Source organism: Bradyrhizobium sp. R2.2-H, from assembly GCF_004346455.1.
Classification (GTDB): domain Bacteria; phylum Pseudomonadota; class Alphaproteobacteria; order Rhizobiales; family Xanthobacteraceae; genus Bradyrhizobium; species Bradyrhizobium diversitatis.
The window spans coordinates 279,144-295,760 of the sequence record NZ_SMBR01000008.1; the positions used below are offsets into that span (position 1 = coordinate 279,144).

The following is a 16,617-nucleotide window of genomic DNA, read 5'->3' on the forward strand; positions in this document are numbered from 1 at the left end:
GTCACACTCCCGTCGATGCGAGATGGACGGCGTTCTCGATGCGCTGGTAGCAGCCGCAGCGGCAGATGTTGCCCGACATCGCCTCGCGGATCTGGTCATGCGAGGGTTTCGGGTTGTCCATCAGGAGGGCTGCAGCCTGCATGATCTGGCCAGCCTGGCAGAAGCCGCATTGGGGCACGTTGACCTGGCGCCAGGCCTTCTGCACCGGGTGATCGCCGTTGGGATGCAATCCCTCGATCGTGGTGACCTCGCGTCCGGCGACGTCGTTGATGGACGTGATACAGGCGCGCACCGCCTGCTTGTCGACGATGACCGTGCAGGCGCCGCACAGAGCTTGCCCGCAGCCGTATTTGGTGCCGGTCAGTCCGGCCTCGTCACGCAGGAACCAGAGTAGCGGGAGATCCGGGTCGCCGTCCCAGCTCTGTTCCTGGCCGTTGATCTTCACCTTGATCATGATCGTGCCTCGCTCTTCATAAGCATGCCAAATTCAAAGTCCGCCGACGCCGGTCGGCGACGGTTCGTGCGTCGTCTCGCCGCATTCCGCCGTCGTCCCGCGCGGGCAAATCCCGGAGGGAGGCAGGAGCGCGGATAGCGATGTCTGGATTTGCTCGATACTCCCGTCGTCTTCTTGATTGATTGTACTTCGCGCAGCATCGTGACGGCGCGACCCTAGCAGGGGTCGCTCCGACCCGGCGTTCACAGCCGAGTGTTCTCACCGGGAAAAGATTGCATCGGTGGTTTGTCAAAAGCAGGGCGTGGTCATCGCGCTGCGCGCCTCTGCAACGGTCCCAAGCAAAAAAGCTTCGTCCGCCAGGAACTGCGCGGACGAAGCAGGATGCCTCAGTCGATGGAGGGAGAAACGCACGCGAGCTTCGAGCAGGAAGCGGGCGGCCCTGCGCAGTCATTCACAGACCAGGACTGAGGAACTGATGGCCCTCACATGTCTGGTGCAGAAGCGGCGGCATCGCCGCGCTGGTCCCGGGACGGCGACCGGTCCGGCTCGCTGGCAACGGCACGCGCCAGCGAGCGGATGGGGGACCGGTGAAGGCTCGGCGGCTCCGCTCAGGCGGCCTTCTCAGGCGGCTTTGGCTTTCGCCACATGGGTCGCGATCGCGTCCATCAGCGCCGGCGACAGGCAGTCATAGGGCTCGAGCCCGATCTCCTTCAGCCGCGATCGGATGCCTGCCATCTGCTCGGGCTTCACGCCCGATTCGATCACCGAGGAGACGAAGGCGGCGAATTGCGGCGCCTGCGAGCCCTGCTCCTGGAACAGTTCGGGATGGATGAAGTCGAGGCCGTAGAACGGGTGGTTCTTGTTCTCGATGCGGCCGTACATGTGCGTGCCGCAGGCCTTGCAGGCGTGGCGCTGGATCACCGCCGAGGGGTCGACGATCTGGAGTTTGTCGCCGTTCTCGAGCACGGTGACGTTCTGGCGCGGCACCACGGCGACGACGGAGAAGGTCGCGCCCTGCGGTTTCCAGCATTTGGTGCAGCCGCAGGCGTGGTTGTGGGCGACGTCGCCCTTGATGCCGACCTTGACCGGATGGTCCGTGCATTTGCAGACCAGCGTGCCGCCGCCGAAGTTGCCGCTGCCTTGCTTGATGCCGTTGTCGATCGAGGGATGGAGTGCAACAGTCATGGGTCGATCCTCCTTGGGGTGATGTCTTTCGAGCTAGAACACGACGACTGAACGGATGGATTTGCCCTCGTGCATGAGATCGAAGCCTTTGTTGATCTCTTCGAGCTTGAGCACGTGGGTGATCATCGGATCGATCTGGATCTTTCCGTTCATGTACCAGTCGACGATCTTCGGCACGTCGGTGCGGCCGCGCGCGCCGCCGAAGGCGGTGCCGCGCCAGTTGCGTCCGGTGACGAGCTGGAACGGGCGGGTGGCGATCTCCTTGCCGGCTTCGGCGACGCCGATGATGATCGAGGTGCCCCAGCCGCGATGGCAGGCTTCCAGCGCCTGGCGCATCACCGTGGTGTTGCCGGTGCAGTCGAACGTGTAGTCGGCGCCGCCATCTGTGAGGCCGACGAGGTGCTGGACGATGTCACCAGTGACCTTCTTCGGGTTGACGAAGTGGGTCATGCCGAACCGCTTGCCCCACTCCTCCTTGGAATCGTTGATGTCGACGCCGATGATCTTGTCGGCGCCCGCCATCTTGGCGCCCTGGATCACGTTGAGGCCGATGCCACCGAGGCCGAACACGATCACGTTGTCGCCGGGCTCGACCTTGGCGGTGTTGACCACGGCGCCAACGCCGGTGGTGACGCCGCAGCCGATGTAGCAGCTCTTGTCGAACGGCGCGTCCTCGCGGATCTTGGCGACCGCGATCTCGGGCAGCACGGTGAAGTTCGAGAAGGTGGAGCAGCCCATGTAGTGGTAGATCGGCTTGCCCTTGTAGGAGAAACGGCTGGTGCCGTCAGGCATCACGCCCTTGCCCTGCGTCGCACGGATCGCGGTGCAGAGATTGGTCTTGCGGCTGAGGCAGCTTTTGCACTGCCGGCATTCCGGCGTGTAAAGCGGGATGACGTGATCGCCCGGCTTCACCGAGGTCACGCCGGGGCCGATCTCGCGGACGATGCCCGCGCCCTCATGCCCCAGGATCGACGGGAATATGCCCTCGCTGTCGAAGCCGTCGAGCGTGTAGGCGTCGGTATGGCAGATGCCCGTGGCCTTGATCTCGACCAGGACCTCGCCGGCCTTGGGTCCCTCCAGATCGACCTCGACGATTTCGAGCGGCTTCTTGGCCTCGAAGGCGACGGCGGCACGTGTTTTCATCGTAAGACTCCTCAGATTCTCATAGGACGCCAAGAGGTGGTCTCGGCAGTCCTCGTAACGTTCATTTGTTGCCCATGCAGGCGTCTTCCGCCTTTTTGTACGCCTCTGTCTTCTCCTCCTTCTTGGCGGGACGCTGCCGGCCCCATGCTTCGGTGGAGCGGGCGCGCAGATAGACGTACAGGTCGTCCATGTAGCAGGCGACGTTCGGGTTGTCGCCGAAAGCAGGCATGACGTTCTCCTGCGCGGTCGAGATGTTCTTGCGGCCGGAGGCGACCACGCCCAGGAAGTCGCCATAGCTCATGCTCTTGACGGAATCCTTCAGCGCCGGCGCGTAGGTGGAGCCCATGCCGTCGGGGCCATGACAGACGTGGCAGTCGGAATGATAGCGGCGGTATCCGGAATAGGTGAACCAGTCCACGGTGCCGTCGGCCGAAATCTTGTAGGTCGGAATTCCTTCCTTATCGAGCCACTTTCCGTCGTCTTCCTTTTTCACTGCGGTGGGGTCGCCCGGACCGTCCGCGACCGCAATTCCTCCGGACGCAACCAAGATCATCGCAGCAATGACAGAGCAGATTTTACGCAAGAGATTTTTCCTCGAGGAGCCCGGTGGGACCCGGTGGGAGACGAGCCGGCGCGTGGAGTTGATCCACGCGCCGGAGCGATGCAGAGCGAGGCCTAGTTCGGCAGCGAGAACACGGTCAGCGTACCGCCGAGTGCCGTGTAGTTGCTGAGGGCCGCGTAACCACCGACTGCGCCGAGACCTGCGGTCGGATCGGTCAGACCTGCCGCCAGGCCGATGCCGGCCCAGCCACCGACGCCGGAGAGCACGGCAACGTACTGCTTGCCATTGTTCTCATAGGTGGTGACGTTGCCGATGATGCCCGAGGGGGTCTTGAACTTGTAGAGCTCCTTGCCGGACTTGGCGTCGACCGCCTTCAGGTAGCCTTCGAGCGTGCCGTAGAACACCACGCCGCCTGCCGTTGCGAGCGCACCCGACCAGACCGAGAACTGCTCCTTGTTCGACCAGACGATCTTGCCGGTCTTGTTGTCCCAGGCGATGAAGTTGCCCATGTGGCTTTCACCCGGGGGCGGGTACATCGAGAGCGTCGCGCCCACATAGGGCTGGCCCGCGGTGTAGCTCACCTTGAACGGCTCGTAGTCCATGCAGACATGATTGGTCGGAACGTAGAACAGCTGCGTGTCCGGCGAGTAGGCTGCCGGTTGCTGGTCCTTGGTGCCCAGCGCGGCCGGGCAGATGCCCTTGGTGTTCTTGTCCTCTCCGCCGTGCTCGGTCGAGTATTGAGCGACGACCTTGGGACGGCCGTAGGTCGGCGAGTTCTTGTCCATGTCGACGCCGCTGGTCCAGTTCACCTTCGGGTCGTACTTCTCGGCCACCAGCAGTTCGCCGGTCTCGCGGTCCATGGTGTAGGCGAGGCCGTTGCGGTCGAAGTGCGTCAGCAGCTTGCGGTTCTGACCATTGATCTGCTGGTCGCTGAGGATCATTTCGTTGACGCCGTCATAGTCCCATTCGTCATGGGGCGTCATCTGGTAGACCCACTTCGCCATGCCGGTGTCGGCATCGCGCGCAAAGATCGTCATCGACCACTTGTTGTCGCCGGGACGCTGCTTCGGGTTCCAGGTCGAGGGATTGCCCGACCCGTAATAGACGAGGTTCAGAGCGGGATCGTAGGAGATCCAGCCCCAGGTGCAGCCGCCTCCGATCTTCCACTGATCGCCCTGCCAGGTCTTCAGCGACGAATCCGGGCCGACCGGCTTGCCCAGCGACATCGTCTTGGCCGGATCGATCTTGATCTGATCATCCGGGCCCTCGGAAAAGGCACGCCAGACCTGCTTGCCGGACTTGAGGTCGTACGCGGTGAGATGGCACTGCACACCGAACTCGCCGCCGGAAATGCCGACCATGACCTTGTCCTTGACGACCAGGGCTGCCGAAGTGCCGGTCTCGCCCTTTGCCGGATTGCCGTTGGTGGCCGACCACGCGACCTGACCGGTCTTGGCGTCGAGCGCAACGAGGGTGGTATCGGCCTGATGCAGGATGATCTTGCCGTCGCCGTAGGCTAAGCCACGATTGACGGTATCGCAGCACATCACCGGGATGACGTTCGGATCCTGCTTCGGCTCGTACTTCCAGACGATCTTGTTCTCCTGCGAAAGGTCCATCGCATAGACCTTGTTCGGGAACGGCGTGTGGACGTACATCATGTTCCCGATGATCAGCGGCCCGCCCTCATGGCCGCGCAGCACGCCGGTCGAGAACGTCCAGGCCACCTGCAGCTTGCCGACGTTCTGGGCGGTGATCTGGTTCAGCTTGGAGTAACGGGTGTTGGCGTAGTCGCCCGCCGGCATCACCCAGTCCTTCGGGTTCTGCGACATCTTGATCAGCTCGTCGTTGGCTGAGGCGCTGCCGACGGCGAGAGCCGCCGCGGAGCCGATATAGGTCGCCAGTAGCACCTTGCGCATAGTCATTCCTCCGTTGGTCGCGTTTATTGTTTCCGAAGCATTGCTCAATCGCCGGGCTTCTCGTCCGGCGTCTGCTCGTGCAGGGCGGTCACGGTTGGGACCAGAAACGAATGCTGTTCTGTTTCCTCCTCCTGATGAGAGCCACGGGTCCACGTGCAGGAGCGGCCCGTTCTTGTTGTTCCTGCCCAATCCCTAACGGCTTCGTCATCGGGAAACTTGCCCAAGAGAGAAGCCGGTTTGCTCGACAGCGCACGGACGCGAAGATTTTGTTTTGCAGTAGCGAATTCAGCGGCTTCCGCACCCCCTTGACCGCTCCCTCGGTGCTCAGGTTCCCCTTGACGGCGCTGCAACTAAGGCGGAGGATTAACTTTCAAGAGTGGCAATGGCACGATGGCGCTCGTGCCAAGAGACCGCTCAAATTCGAGGTAAACGTCACGCAATCACGGCTGAGGGCTCCGGCAGCGCTGGTTGCGATTCGCGTCGAATCTCCGGATCAAACCAGTGGCTGGATTAATGTCCGACACCATTCACACGCTCTCGACGACCGGTATGACGCCGAAGCGCCAGATCCAAAGCTGGATCGACGGGCTGACGAGCCTGTGTGGGCATTTCGACGTCGATCCGCTGGAGGCGTCCTCGCTCGAAGGCCGCATCGATTACACGAGCGTCTCGCGCCTGAAGCTCTGCCAGATCGAGGTCAGCCAGCATCGCATCGCGCATACGCTGGCGCGCGCCAAGGCCAATGAGCATCCCTACATAAAAATTCACTTCCAGACCTACGGGGTGTCCTATTTCGAACAGGACGGCCGCCACATCGAAATCAACCCAGGCGATATCATCGCCTATGATGTCTCCTGCCCGCATTCGATCATCAGCCCGGCCTTCACGCGTCACGACGTGGTGATCGTGCCGAAGGCACTGCTGCGCGACCGCGGATTCCCCTCGCAGCGGATGCCCGCGTGCAAGCTGTCGGCGAAGACCGGCACGGGGCGGATCGCCCACGATTTCGTCCATGCCACCTTCGACGAGGCGGCGAAGCTATCGGCGAACAGCGCGGTCGGCGTGGCCGATTCGCTGATCGACCTGTTGCTGCTGCCGCTGCGCGAAGCCGACACCATGTTCGATCGCGTCGGACCCGAAGCGATGTATGTGCGAGCGCAGTTCTTCATCCGCGAGCACCTGCGCGATCCGGATCTGTGCATCGACCAGATCTCGGCCGAGCTCGGCTGCTCCAAGCGCTACCTGCACATGCTGTTCTCGGAGCGCGGCACCACGGTGAGCGACTACATCTGGCAGGCCCGGTTACAGAACTGCCGCCAGGAACTCGAAGCCCACGCCGGCAAGACCATCACCGACGTCGCGTTCTCCTGGGGCTTCTCCAGCTCGTCCCATTTCAGCCGGGTGTTCCGGAAGTATTTCGGCGTGGTGCCGTCCTCGATCCATAAGTCGCAGCAGGGCACCGTGGCTTCGGGCGAACATTAGGCATGGCTTTTAAGAAGGCGGCCGGAGAGGCCATCCTCCTGATGCGCGCCGGCTGTCTGGTCAGGCCGGCTCGAGGCCCAACGACTTCGCGCTCTCGATCCAGATCGGCAGCTCGCGCTGGTACAGCGCGTTGGTCTCCTTGAAGCCGATCGCGGGCTCGAGCACGAAAGTCGCGAGAACCTCCTTGACCTTCGGATCGCCGTTGGCGGCGACGCAGAGCTCGGCGAGGCGATCGACCACCGGCTGCGGCGTCGCCTTCGGCACGGCCCATCCGGTGAACCCGCTGACGGTGAAGAATTTCGAGGTCGCGCCCTGTTCGGGCAGCGTCTTCACGTTCGGGATCGCGTCGACCTTCTTCGAATGCACGGCGAAGACGGTGCCGCGGTCGCTTTGCAGCACCGATTGTGCGGCCGTGTAGCTGCCCATGGCGGCATCGAGCGTACCTTCGAGCATGCCCGTCCACATCGGCGCTTCGCCGCGATAATGGATCGGCTCGATGTTGAGGCCGTACTGCTTGTTGAGCTCGTTGATCGTCATGTGCGGGGCCGAGCCCGCGCTGTAGGTGCCGAAATTCACCTTGCCGCTCTTGCGCGCGAAGGCGACGAAATCCTCCAGCGTCTTGACCCCGGTTTTCGGGTTCGCCACCAGCAGCAGGCCGGCGCCGGGAATGACGCTGACGAGCGTCAGATCCTTGTCCATGTCGTAGCCGGGATTTTTCATCACCACCCGGTTCATGATGTAGGTGGTCGAGATCGAGCACAGGATGGTGTGGCCGTCGGGCTCGGCGCGGGCGACCTCGGCCGTGCCGATCGCGCCGGAGGCGCCGGGCTTGTTCTCGACGACGACGGTCTTGCCGACCTGCTTGGAGATGGACTCGCCATAGGCGCGCGCGAGCAGGTCGGTCTGGCCGCCGGCCGGATAGCTGCAAATCATGCGAATCTGTCGCGCCGGCCAAGTGCCTTGTGATGAGCCTTGCGCCGAGGCGCCGCGCGAGACGAAAGGCACGGCCAGTGCAGTGGTACCGGCGGCGATGAAGTGGCGGCGATCGAGTTTGGCGGACATGATTCTCTCCCGGATTTCTGCGGAACCTACTGCATCAGGCTGGCGCCGGGCATGGCCGGCAGGCGAGACAGATTGGCGCATGATGCGTGCGCTGCGCGCAGGCGTCACTGCGTGCCGTCCGGGACATCAGCGCCCTTGCAATCACCGCTGAATGATTTTCGTCCAGACGTCGCCCAGAATCGCTGGCTCCCGCGGCGGCAGATAGGTGAGGCCGGCCTGCTTGCCGAATTCGGCGATCTTGCCTTCGGCAGCAAGCTGGCCGAGCGCCTTGTTGACGGCCTCGACCAGCGCGCCATCGCTGGCGAGCCCGACATAGCCGCGATTGGCTCCGATCGGGTAATAGTAGCCGGACGCCGTGATCGCCGTGTCGGGGTGCGCGGCGCGATGGGCGTCGAAGCGGGCAAGATCGATTAGGGTCGCGTCATGGTCGCCGCGCTCGAGCGCGCCCAGGAGATCGTCGCGGCCGGGGACGAGGTGCGTGATATTCTCGATCAGGCGCCCTTTGTCGAAGGTCATCAGGATGGCATCGCCGAGCGATCCGCTGTCGATGACGAGACGCAGGCCGGCGAGATCGCCGATGTCGCCGATCGTGCGGTCACGGGCCTTCGGCCCGAGCACCACCGTCATTGGCGAATAGATGTAAGGCTGGCTTGGCGCAAGCACGCCGAGCGCGACGCGACGCCGCCGGTCGTCGCGTGTAGCTCCGGCGAAATCCGGCAGGCGCGCCGTTTTCATCCCGGGCACGACCAGCGAGTCCTGCGTCAGCGCATAGCCGCCGACCAGCGAGCAACGCCCATCCGAGAGCAGCGCATTGGCCTCGAGCTGCGGGCTGGAATCCTCATCGAGCCTGCTCTCGAACCATTGGATCGCGAGGGGCCGTCGCAGGCGTTCGGCCACGGCGCGCGCCAGCAGCACGTCGAAGCCGGCATCCGGTTTGCCCTTTCGATGCACCGACAGCGGTGGCCGGTCCTCGTCGAGACAGACCTTGAGCGGATCCTCGGCCGCGCCCGCAACGAGAGGCGCCGCCGCGAGGATCGCGGCAACGCTCCAGATGGAGAGGCATCGTCTCATGGCTTTCTCCGGCTGGAGACGAAGGCCCAGAGGTTCCCGATCTCGTCGTCGCTGAGAATGTCGGCCCAGGGCGGCATCTTGTTGTTCTTGCCGTTCTTCACCGTGGTGACGAAGCGCGTTTTGTCGTCGGGAATGGCACGCAGGTCCGGCGTGACGGTGCCGGAGTTCATCAGATTGGGGCCGTGGCAGTGCGAGCATTTCGAGGCGTAAGTCGACTTGCCATGGTCGATCTGCGCCTGCATGGAATTGCCAGTGGTGTTGTTATCGGCACGACCGGCCGCCGCAAGCGCGACCGACAGCACCGCGACGGCGGCGATCATCGCCGCCGTCTTATGAGAGATCACCTTCTGCATCGTACCCGTGGTTACTGCTTGACCGCAAAGACCCACAGCGAGCCGCCGGGCGGCACGTTGGCAAGCCGCTCGTCGCCGGAGAACAGCGAGTAGACGCCGCCATAGCCGCTCGTCACGGCGACATATTGCACGCCATCCTGCTGCCATGTCACCGGCTGTCCCTCGATGCCGGAGCCGGTCTGGAACTGCCAGAGCTTCTTGCCGGTGTCGGCGTCGAAGGCCTCGAACTCGCCGGTTAGCGCGCCAGAGAACACGACGCCTCCGGCCGTCGAGAGTACGCCGGAGAAGCGCGGAATGTCGCTCGGCGCTTCCCATTTCGATTTGCCGGTCATGGGGTCGATGGCCTTGAGATGGCCGCGCGGCCCGTCTCCGTATTCCCAGAGGTCGGTCAGGTCCATGCCGAGGTACCATTCACCCTGCTTGTAGGTGACTGGCTCGGTCTTGTACCTGCCGCCGAAGGCGAGCGTGTTGGCATAGGCAAGGCCGGTCTGCGGATTGAACGACATCGGCTCCCAGTTCTTGCCGCCGAGGATGGACGGATAGACCGTCACCTTCTTGCCCTCGCGTGCGTCCTTGGAAACGTCGGTCTCGATCGGACGTCCCGTCTTCATGTCGATGCCGGTTGCCCAGTTGACCTTCACGTAAGGGTTGGCCGCGAGCAGCTTGCCGTTGGTGCGGTCGAGCACGTAGAAGAAGCCGTTGCGGTTGGCATTCATCAGCGTCTTGGTCGGCTTTCCCTCGACGTTCACATCGGCGAGCACCATCTCGGCCACGGCGTCGTAGTCGAACGGATTGTTCGGCGAGAACTGGTAGTGCCACTTGATCTTGCCGGTTTTGGGATCCAGCGCCAGGACGGAGCAGGTGTAGAGATTGTCGCCGGGCCGGACCGCCGAGTTGAACGGGCCGGGATTGCCGATGCCCCAATAGATCGTGTTCAACTCGGGATCATAAGACCCGGTGATCCAGGTCGAGCCGCCGCCGAGCTTCCAGGTGTCGCCCTTCCAGGTGTCGCCGCCCGGCTCGTCGGGCGAGGGGATCGAATGGGTGCGCCAGAGATGCTTGCCCGTTGCCGGATCCCAGCCGTCGATGAAGCCCCTTGTGCCGAATTCGGCGCCGGAGATGCCGGTGATGACGACGCCGTCGGCAACGAGCGGGGCCACCGTCATCGAATAGCCTTCCTTGATGTCGGCCGCCTTCTGCCGCCACAGCTCCTTGCCGTTCTTGGCGTCGATGGCAATCACGTGGGCATCGAGGGTCGTACGGAACAGCTTGCCCTCATGAATCGCGACGCCGCGGTTGATGATGCCGCAGCAGACAATTCGCGGCGTCTCCGCCGGATATTCGATCTTGCTCTTCCAGATCTGCTTGCCGGTCCTGACGTCCACCGCCATGGTCGAATTGTGCGTGGTCACATAGATCACGCCCTGATAGACAATGGGCTGGGATTCCTCGCTACGATCGTCATTGAAGCTGTAATTCCAGATCGGGACGAGGTTCTTGACCGTATCCTTGTTGATCTGCTTCAGCGTCGAGAACCGTTGGAGATTGTAGCCCATTCCATAATTGAGAACGTTCGACGTGTCGGTCGCGCCCTTGACCAGCTGCTCGGTGGTTTGTGCATTTGCACAGGTTGACGCAAGCATGACGAGGCCTGCGGCCATCGCAAAGCGTTTCATCCGTTCCTCCCAATATGCGCGCCTTTTGACGCTGCGATTGCAACACTCCGCCTGAAAGCAAAACTCGTCAATACGAAAGTCGTAAGTGCCGTGCCGATATCGTCGGACGCGGCGTGTCGGTCACCTTACGGAAACCTTGCGAAAGCAACTTCCACTTGTGCTGAGACGCTGCGAAAATTCCGCGCTACGAAGCGGGTCCCGGGGTACAGGCGTGCCGGCGCACGGCCGGGTTCTCCCGGGTTGTGGTGCGCGCAAGTTGCAAGTCCGGACTTGAACCAAGGCCCGCTTGCGGATTTATGTCGCTTATGCCCCCGTCGATTCGGGGCTCATCGTCAGGGAGGTCTAGATGATTTCGCGTCGTTCAATTGCCCTTGCCCTTTCGCTTGCGATTGCATTGTCGGCCGGTCCGGCGTGGTCGGCCTCCGGCAACGCGGTCAAGTTGTTCGACACCGACAATGACGGCACGCTCGATCTTGCCGAGGTGAAGAAGGTGGCTGCCGCAATGTTCGTAAAGCTTGATCCCGATCATGACGGCACGCTTGATGCGCGCGAACTGCGCGGACGGTTGTCGGCGAAAGAGCTCGCCGCCGCCGATCCTGACCGCGACGGGACACTTACGCTGGACGAATATCTGTCCGTGGTCGAGCAACGCTTCAACGCGGCGAATCCCGACAAGGACGGAACGCTGGATACGAAGGAGCTGAATTCGCGCGCAGGCCGCTCCCTGCTGCGATTGCTACGGTGAGCGGTGCAATCGGAACTGACGTGACGAGGGCCGTATTTGCGATCATTCCGGTGACGCCCGGGAACATCGGGCTGCTCGGCCTGTTTTCTCCGCAACGTCCTGCCTGGCGCCGGGGCTGCGCGGCAGGCGAAGAGGAGATGCAGATGAACACAAAACGTTCCGTTCTTGCTGCCTGCGCCATCCTGACATTGAGCGCCGGCGTTGCCGTCGCCGGTCCGTGCAACACCGGTAGCGCCAGCACCGACAAGGATGCCGGCTCTGGTCCGGTCACCGTCGGCTCCGCTCAATCGCACTCGTCCAGTTCAACGCGTGATGCCAGCCAGCATCCGCCGACGAGCACGATGAATCGTGCAAGCGGTGAAACGCCGGCTTCGTCCGAGGATGCTCAGCGGCAAATGCAGAGTGAGCCGACCGCGGCCCAGCGCGCCGAAGGCGCCAAGCCGAATACCGAAATGGCCGACAAGGGCTGCTGACGGCGCTGTCGATCAGACGCGCGGTGCATTGCACAAGTTGTTGTCTCGCTGGTCGTGCTTGACCAAGAGGGAACTGGCTTTGTCCGAGAGAGAAATGCAGTGGCGAAGAAGCGACACGGACGCGCTCGGCAGTCCAATCGAGGCTTGAACTACACCTGACGCAGCCCTACGTTTTGCGCCGCGCGATGTCGCGCTCAATACCTTGGGAGACCCCGAATGGCTTGGAAAGCTCCGAAGATCGTGGAAGTGCCGGTCGGCATGGAAATCAACATGTACGCCTGCGCTTCGCGCAAGTAAGACTGACGACCTGCCGCGGTTTCGATGGCGAGCGCCGTCGAAGCCGCGGCAGTGTCGGATTTCCGCATAGCCTCATCGTGCTTCGCGATGGACGCGAAGCGGCACGTGTGCAGGCCTCGACCTCTCAACCAAAATCTCGACCGCGCTCTGCCGCAGTGTGCTACGCTGATGCTCGGTGAACGTTGCTGCTGCATCACAGCGGCGCGCCTTCGGGGCACGGGATGGGCGGCAGAACCTGTAAGTTCTGGATGATGATCGGGTGCGCGATCGTGCTGGCGCCGGCACGCAGCAGCGCCGAAGAAGGCTTTGATACCGAGCACATTTTCGGCTTCATGATCGGCACCGATGTCGGCAATGTCGGCGAGCGCGAATTCCAGACCCAAACGACAGGGCGCTTCGGCAAAGGCGGGGCGGCGTATCGCGCGCTCGAGCACGAGGTCGAGATCGAGGTGGTGCCACTGCCGAATTTTCGTATCGAGCTCGGCGGCACCGCCAGCTTGCACGACATCACCGGCGTCCCTGATATCGACGACCGCCGCCAGTTCAACTTCCAGGGCGCCTCGCTCGACCTGCGTTATCGCCTGCTCGATCGCGACCGCGCTCCGTTCGGCTTCACGATCGCTGCCGAACTGCACGGCGACCGCATTGACGAGACCAGCGGCGCGAAAGGGCGAATGTACGGCACCGAGTTCACGCTGGCATTCGACCGCGAACTGATCCCGAACTTCGCCATCGGCGCCCTCAACCTGATCTACCAACCGGAATGGGCGCGCCTCGAGGTTGGAGGAATATCCGAGAAGAGCTCAACGATCGGCGCTGCGTTTGCCGGCCTGGCGCGCGTGCGGCCGAATGTGCTGCTCGGTGGCGAGTTGCGCTATTTCCGGCAATATGAGGGGATCGGCCTCGGAGAATTTGCAGGCCAGGCCCTGTTCGTCGGCCCCACCGCATATTTCCAGCTATCCGAGCACTCGCGGCTGACCTTGAGCTGGAGCATGCAGGCCTGGGGACGTCCGGCCGGATCGGGCGGCAAGCTGGACCTCGTCAATTTCGAGCGACACCAGGCCAGGATGGTGTTCGGGATCAACTTCTAGCTGCGAGATCGTCATGGGGGACAAGCCCGGTCATGACCTCCGGAGAATTCGGCGTTTTGCGTCGCAATGCCAGCAAGGGATGGAGGCAGTTCCCTTCGCCATTCCTGACCTCCGCCTGAAACTTTTCCCCTCCTTGCAACGTAATCTTTCGTGCTAATCTCCAGCGCCCCTTGCGAGAGGATCCAGCATGAACCCGATTGACCTGGTGGTGACTGTGTGTGCTGTGCTCTCGCCTGCGACCTGCGAGGAGCAGCATCTGGTGTTCAACTATTCCGGCTCGCCCCGCCAATGCGTGATGGCCGCGCCGCCCTATATCGCGCAATGGGTCAGCGAGCATCCGAAGTGGCAGGCGGTGCGTTGGCGCTGCGAATATCCACGCCCCAACGACAGGGCATAAGGCGCAAGGATCTGTTCGAGCGCTACTTCGTGCAGTCCTTCAGATCCTTGTCGGCGATCGAGAACACGGCGTCCGCCTTGATCTCGATGTCACGGACGATGCACTGCCGCGCGTCGGGATAGCTGACCTTGGCGTCATAGCGGCCGGGCTCGACACCGATGATGCGCAGCCGCTCGTCGTGATCGACCTCCTTGTCCTTGTCGTTCAAGCACTGGTTCGGACCCCAGTCGGTCTTGCCGGCTGGCGCGAGCTGGAAACCCGAGATCGTCTCCGTCGTCAGGTTCCAGAGCCTTACGCCCTTGCCCTTGGTTTGCGCGGCGGCCTCGCCGACAAGCGTCGACAACGCGATCAGAGCCAGTACCCAACGCATCGAGCAGTCCTCCCACAGGCGCGCCGTCATTCCCTGATCAGGCGTTCGCGGTTCTTTGCCTTGTCGAAATTCTTGGCGCGGTCAAGGCCGTTCGGCGCGATCAGCTTCGCCGAGGCGAGATCGGCGCCGTCGAAATCGGCGTCGATGACGATCGCGCCGGTCAGATCGGCTCCGCCGAGTTGGGCGTTTTTCAGTGATGCACCGCTCAGGTCGGCGCCCCTGAGGACCGCGAATTCAAGGTCGACGCGTGACAAATCGGCGTTGCGCGCGTTCAGCCGTTCGAGATTGGCGGATCTCAGCACCGCGCGCATCAGCCCCATCGACTGGTTGCGCATGTCGGCACCGAGATGCGCATCCGCGATCGACGCGCCGACCATGCTCGCACCGGTGAGATCTGCCGTGATGCGCGCACCAGTCAGATCGGCGCCGTCGAGGCGAGCACGTGCCATCTGTGACGCGAACAAATTGGCGCCCTTCAGGCTCGCGCCCGTGAGATCTGCGTCCAGCAGCCACGCCTGATCGAGGATCGCCCCATCGAGCCGGGCACCGGCGAGCTTCGTCTTGTTGAGCCGTGCCGCACGGAGAATTGCGTTGGCCAGGTCGAGACCACTGAGATCGAGCCCCGATAACCGCTTGCCGGTCAAATCGGCGGGGGCACCGGCGCTCGCTTTGGCCAGCGCGGCCTCGACCTCCTGCCGGCTCATCTCGGCGGAGACCATGGCGGGTGACGTCAGATCGAGATCGCGCATCATGTCCTGCGCGCGCGTCGTTGTCGCGAGCAGAGCAAGGCCAAGTGCCGTCAGGGCGATCCTTCGCTTCATCTGCAGACTCCGCTGCGACCCAATTTAGCACGGGCCTCGCGCGGTTGCCTATGGGACATCCCGCCCGGCGTGAACGTCGCCCTGTTCCGCTTGGATGCGCCGTGCAAGCTCGGTCCTGATCGCCGCAATCTCGGCTTCGCTGCGCGCGGCGCGCGGGATGGCGATCGGAAGCTCCTGTACGATCCGTGCGGGACGCGGCGACAGGAAGAACAGCCGGTCGCCGAGCCGGATCGCATCGTCGAGACTGTGGGTGACAAGTAGCGTCATCATCGGACGGCTCGCGACCAGCGTTGCGATCTCGTCGCGCAGACGGCCGGCGAGCGCATCGTCGAGCGAGGCGAGGGGCTCGTCGAGCACCAGGAGATCGGGCTCGACCGCGAAGGCACGGGCGAGTGCGACGCGGCGGGCAAGGCCGAGCGACAGTTCGCCGGGAAAGTGGCTGCGATGCGCTTCCAGCTCCAGGATCCGAAACAGTTCCGACAGCTTCGCATCGGAAACCTCCGGTGCCGCAAGCCGTACATTCTGCTCGACCGAGCGCCACGGCAGCAGGCGCGGCTCCTGGAACACCATGCCGATCCGTGCCTCCGGCGGCCGCGCGATGCGGCCTGCAAAGTCGCGGTCCAATCCGAGGATGATGCGCAGCATCGTGCTCTTGCCGCAGCCGGACGGCCCGATCAGCACACCGACCTCGCCGGATTGAAGCGCGAACCGGACCGGCGCCAGCACCTCGTGCGTTCCGCCCGCGGCACTCCTGAAGGTCTTTCCCGTGATCTCGACCTCAAGCCGCACGGGGCCGCCACCGGTTTGCGCGGGCTTCGAACGGCTGCACCAGCAAGGTTTCGATGACGAGCACGACGGCGGCGAAGGTCAGGGAATAGGCCAGCAGCCGCGGCGTGTCGAACAGCTGGAAAGCGACGCCGATCTCGAAGCCGACGCCGTTCGGACGACCCAGGAGCTCGGCGACCAGCACGATCTTCCACACCAGCGACAGCCCGGAGCGCGCGGAGGCCGCGATATAGGGCGCAAGCTGCGGCAGCACGACGTGGCGGAAAGCGCGCCAGCGCGGCATCGCGAACACGCTCGCCATTTCGTCGAGCGAGCGGTCGAGCGCGCGCGCGCCCTCGCGCAAGGTGACGATGGCGGTCGGCAGCTTGTTGATGGCGATCGCCGCGATCGCCGCGGCCTCGGTGAGCCCGGCCCAGATATAGGCCAGTACGATCACGACCAGGGCCGGCAAATTGAGCAGCAGGATCAGCCAGGGATCGCCGAGCCGGTCGGCGAGCTTCACCCGGCCCATCAGGTAGCCGATCGCGCTGCCGAGCGACATCGCGAGTGTGAAGGCGAGCGCGACGCGCGCCAGCGTGGCGCCGAGATGCAGGAACAGCGCGCCGCTTGATGCTTCCGCGGTCATGACCTGGAGCACGGTCGGCGGGGAGGGCAGCTTCGCGCCACCGACGAACAGCGCGGCGGTCCACCAGGTTGCGAGGAACAGGGCGAACGAGAGCAGACGCAGCAC

The 16,617-nt window shown here is 63.5% G+C and carries 19 protein-coding genes; 6 read left to right on the top strand and 13 right to left on the bottom strand.

The annotated features are described in order from the left end of the window. Window position 1 precedes the first annotated feature (1 nt). From EDE08_RS22090 to xoxF5, 5 genes are all read right to left on the bottom strand, one after another. Window positions 2-454, bottom strand: coding sequence for a (2Fe-2S)-binding protein (locus EDE08_RS22090; RefSeq protein WP_061883483.1), 453 nt, complete (start codon window positions 452-454; stop codon window positions 2-4). 621 nt (window positions 455-1,075) lie between these two features. Then, window positions 1,076-1,639, bottom strand: a complete 564-nt coding sequence (gfa, locus tag EDE08_RS22100; protein WP_131870909.1) for an S-(hydroxymethyl)glutathione synthase — start codon at window positions 1,637-1,639, stop codon at window positions 1,076-1,078. Window positions 1,640-1,672: 33 nt separating this feature from the next. Continuing rightward, window positions 1,673-2,782: an S-(hydroxymethyl)glutathione dehydrogenase/class III alcohol dehydrogenase gene (locus EDE08_RS22105; protein WP_061883481.1), complete on the bottom strand. Its 1,110-nt coding sequence runs from the start codon at window positions 2,780-2,782 to the stop codon at window positions 1,673-1,675. A gap of 61 nt (window positions 2,783-2,843) precedes the next feature. Beyond that, complete coding sequence (locus tag EDE08_RS22110; protein WP_131871028.1) at window positions 2,844-3,335, bottom strand: c-type cytochrome, methanol metabolism-related; 492 nt, start codon at window positions 3,333-3,335, stop codon at window positions 2,844-2,846. A gap of 122 nt (window positions 3,336-3,457) precedes the next feature. Further along, window positions 3,458-5,263, bottom strand: coding sequence for a lanthanide-dependent methanol dehydrogenase XoxF5 (xoxF5, locus tag EDE08_RS22115; RefSeq protein WP_131870910.1), 1,806 nt, complete (start codon window positions 5,261-5,263; stop codon window positions 3,458-3,460). A 513-nt stretch (window positions 5,264-5,776) separates the two neighbouring features. Between xoxF5 and EDE08_RS22120 the strand changes: the two genes are divergently transcribed. Continuing rightward, complete coding sequence (locus tag EDE08_RS22120) at window positions 5,777-6,745, top strand: helix-turn-helix domain-containing protein (RefSeq protein ID WP_131870911.1); 969 nt, start codon at window positions 5,777-5,779, stop codon at window positions 6,743-6,745. A gap of 60 nt (window positions 6,746-6,805) precedes the next feature. Here EDE08_RS22120 and EDE08_RS22125 read toward each other — a convergent pair whose 3' ends face one another. The 4 genes from EDE08_RS22125 to EDE08_RS22140 form a co-directional block, all read right to left on the bottom strand. Continuing rightward, on the bottom strand, window positions 6,806-7,807 hold the full coding sequence (locus EDE08_RS22125) for a Bug family tripartite tricarboxylate transporter substrate binding protein (protein ID WP_131870912.1): 1,002 nt from the start codon (window positions 7,805-7,807) through the stop codon (window positions 6,806-6,808). Window positions 7,808-7,948: 141 nt separating this feature from the next. Continuing rightward, window positions 7,949-8,878, bottom strand: coding sequence for a type 2 periplasmic-binding domain-containing protein (locus tag EDE08_RS22130; protein ID WP_131870913.1), 930 nt, complete (start codon window positions 8,876-8,878; stop codon window positions 7,949-7,951). Beyond that, a complete protein-coding gene (locus EDE08_RS22135; RefSeq protein ID WP_131870914.1) occupies window positions 8,875-9,231 on the bottom strand; it encodes a c-type cytochrome in 357 nt (118 codons plus the stop codon). The genes EDE08_RS22130 and EDE08_RS22135 overlap by 4 nt, the downstream gene beginning before the upstream one ends. 11 nt (window positions 9,232-9,242) lie before the next feature. Next, on the bottom strand, window positions 9,243-10,907 hold the full coding sequence (locus EDE08_RS22140) for a methanol/ethanol family PQQ-dependent dehydrogenase (protein ID WP_131870915.1): 1,665 nt from the start codon (window positions 10,905-10,907) through the stop codon (window positions 9,243-9,245). A 346-nt stretch (window positions 10,908-11,253) separates the two neighbouring features. Here EDE08_RS22140 and lanM point away from each other — a divergent pair, with 346 nt between their 5' ends. From lanM to EDE08_RS22165, 5 genes are all read left to right on the top strand, one after another. Then, a complete protein-coding gene (lanM, locus tag EDE08_RS22145) occupies window positions 11,254-11,652 on the top strand; it encodes a lanmodulin LanM (protein WP_131870916.1) in 399 nt (132 codons plus the stop codon). Window positions 11,653-11,672: 20 nt separating this feature from the next. Next, complete coding sequence (locus EDE08_RS22150; RefSeq protein ID WP_245524850.1) at window positions 11,673-12,125, top strand: hypothetical protein; 453 nt, start codon at window positions 11,673-11,675, stop codon at window positions 12,123-12,125. 216 nt (window positions 12,126-12,341) lie between these two features. Next, complete coding sequence (gene pqqA / locus EDE08_RS22155; RefSeq protein WP_008562446.1) at window positions 12,342-12,422, top strand: pyrroloquinoline quinone precursor peptide PqqA; 81 nt, start codon at window positions 12,342-12,344, stop codon at window positions 12,420-12,422. Window positions 12,423-12,670: 248 nt separating this feature from the next. Next, entirely contained in the window at window positions 12,671-13,513 is an 843-nt protein-coding gene (locus EDE08_RS22160) for a DUF6662 family protein (protein ID WP_245524851.1), read from the top strand. 187 nt (window positions 13,514-13,700) lie between these two features. Further along, entirely contained in the window at window positions 13,701-13,910 is a 210-nt protein-coding gene (locus tag EDE08_RS22165) for a hypothetical protein (protein WP_131870918.1), read from the top strand. Between the two features lie 22 nt (window positions 13,911-13,932). Here the strand turns inward: EDE08_RS22165 and EDE08_RS22170 are convergent, their stop codons facing one another. Genes EDE08_RS22170 through EDE08_RS22185 form a run of 4 tightly spaced genes read right to left on the bottom strand, consistent with a single transcriptional unit; the run spans window position 13,933 to window position 16,617 of the window. Next, window positions 13,933-14,280 carry a hypothetical protein gene (locus tag EDE08_RS22170; RefSeq protein ID WP_131870919.1) on the bottom strand — a complete coding sequence of 116 codons (348 nt, stop codon included), beginning with the start codon at window positions 14,278-14,280 and terminating at the stop codon, window positions 13,933-13,935. Between the two features lie 26 nt (window positions 14,281-14,306). After that, entirely contained in the window at window positions 14,307-15,101 is a 795-nt protein-coding gene (locus EDE08_RS22175; protein WP_131870920.1) for a pentapeptide repeat-containing protein, read from the bottom strand. A 48-nt stretch (window positions 15,102-15,149) separates the two neighbouring features. Next, window positions 15,150-15,890 carry an ABC transporter ATP-binding protein gene (locus EDE08_RS22180; protein ID WP_131870921.1) on the bottom strand — a complete coding sequence of 247 codons (741 nt, stop codon included), beginning with the start codon at window positions 15,888-15,890 and terminating at the stop codon, window positions 15,150-15,152. Then, on the bottom strand, window positions 15,880-16,617 hold the full coding sequence (locus EDE08_RS22185; RefSeq protein WP_131870922.1) for an ABC transporter permease: 738 nt from the start codon (window positions 16,615-16,617) through the stop codon (window positions 15,880-15,882). Before EDE08_RS22185 ends, EDE08_RS22180 begins: the two co-directional genes overlap by 11 nt.